This is a genomic window from Pseudomonas sp. TAA207 (assembly GCF_001529285.1).
Taxonomy (GTDB): Bacteria; Pseudomonadota; Gammaproteobacteria; order Pseudomonadales; family Pseudomonadaceae; genus Aquipseudomonas; species Aquipseudomonas weihenstephanensis.
Genome location: NZ_LLWJ01000018.1, coordinates 1 through 2,968, shown reverse-complemented (window position 1 = coordinate 2,968; position 2,968 = coordinate 1). Strand labels below are relative to the sequence as shown.

Genomic DNA, 2,968 nt, shown 5'->3' with positions numbered 1-2,968 from the left:
AGAATCTTGCTAAAGATACAAATGCAAATACCGAAGATACTTTAAAACTTTCAACAACGTTCATTGGTTTAGGTGATACTGCTAAGTCGGCTGTTGGTAAAACAGAAGCATTAGTAAAAGCTAACCAAGCGTTTGGCGGAACTGGAGAAAATCTTAAAGGTGTCGTTCAGGCTTATGGTCAGATGTCAGCAGCTGGCAAGGTTACTGCTGAAAATATTGGACAATTAACTGATAATAACACAGCTCTTGGTTCTTCTTTAAAAGACACTATTATGAAAATGAACCCCTCATTACAGCAATATAGTTCTTTTAATGAAGCTGTTTCAGAAGGCGCTGTTTCGATGGTTATGCTCGACAAGGCTATGGAAAAAATGGCTAAAGGTTCGGGCGGTGGAATCAAAACTATTGGGGACGCGTGGGATAGCTTCAATGAAACAATGTCAATTGCTTTAGTGCCTACTTTGAACGCTTTAACACCTATCATTAGTGGCTTAATAGACCAGATGTCTGACTGGGGCGAAAGTGCTGGTAAAGCTGTAACAAATGTAGTTAAGTATTTCCAAGACTTGTTTAAAAAAATGCAAGAAAGCGGAACTACCTTAGCGTTTTTAGAGGCTTGGGATAGCATAAAAAGTATATTTGGTTCTTTAGTTTCTATTATAGCGAATGTTATCGAGTCATTTCTTGGAGTAAATACAGAAACAACAAAAAACGCAACAAGTGTAGAAAACGTAGCGAAGAGTATAGCTATATTAGCTGGCAAATTGTCAGAAGTTACGAAAAAAATAGCTGATTTTTTGAAAAAAGTTAGTGAGAGTAAAGGAGCAATTGATACTTTAAAATCGTCTTTAGTAGCCTTAACAGCAGGTTTTGTAGCTTTTAAAATCGGTTCTGGAATAGTTACTGCTATTGGTATTTTCAAAAAGTTACAGACAGTAATTCAAGCAGGAACAGGTGTAATGGCAGCTTTCAATGCTGTTGTTGCCGTTAATCCTTATGTGTTGATTGCAGCGGCAATTGCGGCGGTTATTGCTGGTTTGGTTTACTTCTTCACTCAAACCGAAACAGGTAAAAAGGCTTGGGCTAGTTTCGTAGACTTCTTAAAGAGTGCATGGGACGGAATAGTTTCATTCTTTAGCGGTATTGGCCAATGGTTTGCTGATATATGGAACGGGGCAGTTGACGGAGCTAAAGGTATTTGGCAAGGCTTAGTTGATTGGTTCAGCGGAATTGTGCAAGGTATTAAAAACATTTGGAACGGAATGACAACATTCTTCACTACCTTATGGACAACTGTTATTACCGGAATCCAAACAGCATGGGCTGGAGTTACAGGGTTCTTCACAGGACTGTGGAATGGAATAGTGAATATCGTTACAACTGTATTTACAACTATTGCTTCTTTAGTGACAGGTGCTTATAACTGGTTCGTTACAACTTTCCAACCTTTAATTAGTTTTTATAAATCTATATTTGGTTTAATTGGTTCGATAATCAACTTAGCTTTTCAACTTATCTTGGCTGTAATTCGTGGTGCTTATAAATTAGTTCTTAACGCATGGCAAGGCCTGTCAGCTTGGTTTGGTGGAATATTTAACGCTGTTAGTTCAGTAGTTTCAATAGTATTTAGTGCCATTGGTAGCTTTGCTGTTTCAGCTTGGAATGTAGTTAGGTCAGTATGGAGTGCTATTCCAGGTTTCTTCAGTGGTATATTTAATGTTGTAAGGGGAGTTGTATCTAGTGCTTTCAGCGCAATCGGAAGTTTTGCTTCTAGTGCTTGGGGAGTAGTTCGCTCAATATGGAGTGTAGTTTCAGGTTTCTTTAGTGGAATATTCAATTCGGTTCGTAGTGTAGTTAGTGGAGTGTTCAGCGCCTTTGGTGGATTTGCTTCAAGTGCTTGGGGATCAATTTCAGGTGTATTTAGCGGAGTCGGTAGCTTCTTTAGTGGAGTATTTAACGGTGCAATGAGTGCTGTTAGTGGAGTGTTCAGTGCTTTCGGTGGGTTCGCTTCTAATGCTTATAATGCAATAACAGGAGTATTCAGTGGGCTTGGTAGTTTCTTTAGCGGACTATTCGGCGGGATCAGTAGCACGATAAACAGCGTTCTAGGAGGTGTAACAAGCACTATTGGCAATATATCAGGAGCTATTAATGGTATCGCTGGTAAACTTGGCGGACTATTCAAAGGTTCAATGGTAGTAGGTTTAACAGATGTTAATTTATCTTCTAGCGGTTACGGCCTAAGCACTAACAGCGTATCAAGCGACAATAGAACATATAACACGTTCAACGTACAAGGCGGTGCTGGTCAAGATGTTTCTAACTTAGCACGTGCAATCAGACGAGAATTTGAACTAGGGAGGGCTTAATGGTAAGACAGTACAAAATACATACCAACTTAGACGGAACGGACGACAAAATTTGGGACGTCACAAATGGAAAAGTTAGGTTTTATCAGCCCTCTAATTTAGGGTTACAATCAACTAATAACATTTGGCAAAGTAATGGTATCGGAGTAATGGGAACTCGCTCGATCACTCAACCTCAAATAGAGTTTAAGTTAGAAACGTTTGGCGAAAGTTTAGAAGAAAACTATCAATTAATGAAAGACTTTGTAAATGATGTTCTTAGTAAAAAATTCGTTACACTTGAATATCAAACAGAGATTTTTCAAGTTTATGCTGATTTAGCTTTAGCAGATGTTACAAAGACAGAGGGTTATGGCAAGAATGGGGCTTTTAGTGAAAAGATAACTTTTGATATAATCACAAAGTGGTATACTTACGAAAATTTAACTTTTGATAAAATTCAAAATGGCAAAGTTATTGCTGGTAAGTCTAAAATTTATGGTGGATATAAAGGGAGCGAAACAGCTTTACAAAACTATAATAGGCTAAAATCAAGTCCCTCTTTGAACTTACCTAACTTGAACTTGTTGGACGGAACTAAAGACTTTAGTGGAGATTGG

Annotated in this window: 2 protein-coding genes; both read left to right on the top strand. The window is 38.2% G+C overall.

Features of this window, described 5'->3' with window-relative positions:
• The coding region (locus tag AP059_RS00180; RefSeq protein ID WP_059874898.1) for a phage tail protein at nt 1–2,369 on the top strand (2,369 nt) is incomplete at its 5' end.
• Nucleotides 2,369–2,968: phage distal tail protein domain-containing protein (locus AP059_RS00175; protein ID WP_218187004.1), on the top strand; the 600-nt coding region annotated here is incomplete at its 3' end. The genes AP059_RS00180 and AP059_RS00175, both read left to right, overlap by 1 nt.